This is a genomic window from Cellulosimicrobium cellulans (assembly GCF_001722485.1).
GTDB classification, from domain to species: domain Bacteria; phylum Actinomycetota; class Actinomycetes; order Actinomycetales; family Cellulomonadaceae; genus Cellulosimicrobium; species Cellulosimicrobium cellulans_A.
Genome location: NZ_LWGL01000288.1, coordinates 1 through 2,126 on the forward strand (window position 1 = coordinate 1; position 2,126 = coordinate 2,126).

Below are 2,126 nucleotides of genomic sequence, written 5' to 3' on the forward strand. Positions count from 1 at the left end.
CGACGGCGCGGCGTGCGCGCGGGCGGTGCCGGCGGGGGCGTGCCCGGGCGCGACGGAGCGGCCGGGATCTCGCGAGACGACTGGCGGCGGATCCGTGGCTCCGGCCGTACCGCGTCGTCGGCGCCAGGCGGCCTCGACGGCGACCGTCTCCCGCTGTTCCCGACCGAGATCGCGTCGTCGACGGACGACGGGCGCGCGGCCCTCCCACCCTGCGGCGTGAAGCTCGGCGGCAGGGCGTTCGGGTCGCGGCGAGGATCGGTCATGGTGCGCTCACCCGCACTGAGCGGTCTCGTCGGCGGCGGAGAAGGCCTCCTTGCCCGCCTCCCTGGTCTCGACGGGCGCAGGCTCCGTCGGCGTATGGCCGTCGGTGGTGCCGCCCTGGCCGGTCCCGTCGCTCGCGGCACCGTCGGGTGACGGCGTGGCGGGGTCCGACGCCACCTCGCCGTCCGTCGCGGGTGCCGTCTCCTCCGGCGCCGGCGGGGGTGCCGACACGATCGGCTCGTCGGCGCGCACCTTCGCCCACATCTCGTCCGCCTCGTCCGTCCACACGACCGTGGCGTCCGGGTCCTGCGGGTCCGCTGTGTTGGGGACGGTCATGAAGGTGATGTTGCCACTCGTGGCGCCCTTGAGGCTGAACGCGAGACCGGCGAGGCTCTGGATGGAAGCGAGGTTCTCGCTCATCGTGAGGGACTTCGTCCCCGCGTCCACGAAGCCGTAGACCTGGCCGAGGTCGGCGAGGAGGTTCTTGGACAGCACCTGGTTCACCGTCGCGGCAAGGAGCTGCTGCTGGCGACCGATCCGGCTGAGGTCGGATCCGTCCCCGACCCCGTACCTCGCGCGCGCGAACCCGAGCGCCTGGGCGCCGTCGAGCGTCTGCCAGCCCGCGGCGAGCTGGAGGTCCGCCTTGGGCGCGTAGATCGCCTCGGGGATGCAGATCGGGACTCCGCCGATCGCGTTCACCATGTTCCGGAACCCGGCGAAGTCCACGACGACGAAGCCGTCGACGTAGACGTCGGTGAGGGACTCGACGGTCCGGATGGTGCAGGCGGCGGCCGAGGCGACGTCGCCGCCGGTCATGGCACCGTTCGCGAACGCCGCGTTGAAACGCGTGTTCGCGGGCGCCGTCGTCTTCCCGCCCGTGACGGTGCACGCGGGGACGTCCACGCGCGAGTCGCGCGGGATGGAGACCATCTCGACACGGGAACGGTCGGCCGACACGTGCACGAGGATCGTCGTGTCGGAGCGCATGCCGTCGACGCCCGCGACCTCGTGCCCGTTGTCGCCCCCGCGCTCGTCGGAGCCCATCACGAGGATGTTGAGCGGCTTGCCGGCGTTCGGGTCGCTCGGGTCCGGCGTCGACTGCTCGGGACGCTCGCCGAGCAGGTCGTCGACGTCCGCGCTGGCGATGTTGCCCTGGATATCCGTGAGCGCCGACGCCCCGCCGACCGCGCCGAAGGCGAGGACCGCCGTCGTGACCAGGCCGACGGAGCGGCCCAGCCGGTGCGTGCGGTGGCTCCGCGCGTGCGCGGGCCCGCGCGACGGCGTGGTCGCCGCCGCGCTGCGGGTCTGGGCACGGGAATGGGACGTCACGGAGATCGAGCATAAGCGGCCTGTGCAGTGACGCGGCGTGGGTGCGTGCACGGCCGGGTGGAGGACTTGTGCAGGGTCAGGACGCCTCGTCGCGCTCGGCCGCAGCGTCACGATCCTCCACGTGGTCGACCGACGCGTCGACCCGCGAGATCTTCGCCTCGGCGAGGCTGAGCTCGCGGGTGAGCAACGTGATCTTGCGCGACAGCAGGTTTGCGCGGCGGTGACTCGTCGCGATGTAGCTGAAGAAGGCGATGACGAGTGCGTACAGAAGGAGGTCGGTGCCTCGTCCGACGCCCATGATGTTGGCGACATAGCTGAGCCACTCGGGATACAGCACCGAGACGACGGCGGCGACGACGAAACCCACCAGCAGCAGACGTCGGATCGCCTGGTGACGTGCGTCGGCCGTGGAGCGGGTGAGGAGGACGGTCACGACACCGATCGCGACGACGAGGAAGACCTGGATCAGCACGATTTCCTCCGACCTACTTGAAGACGAGCTCGACGAGGATGTTCACCGAGTTCCACAGCGACTG

2 protein-coding genes are annotated in these 2,126 nt (G+C 71.4%); both read right to left on the minus strand.

Annotation, left to right across the window (positions count from 1 at the left end):
• Window positions 1–270 precede the first annotated feature (270 nt).
• Complete coding sequence (locus JZ5iCDA_RS17060) at window positions 271–1,590, minus strand: LCP family protein (protein ID WP_253182140.1); 1,320 nt, start codon at window positions 1,588–1,590, stop codon at window positions 271–273.
• 76 nt (window positions 1,591–1,666) lie between these two features.
• Window positions 1,667–2,062 (minus strand): DUF2304 domain-containing protein, encoded by a 396-nt coding sequence (locus tag JZ5iCDA_RS17065; RefSeq protein ID WP_069388195.1) that lies wholly within the window; start codon window positions 2,060–2,062, stop codon window positions 1,667–1,669.
• Window positions 2,063–2,126 lie beyond the last annotated feature (64 nt).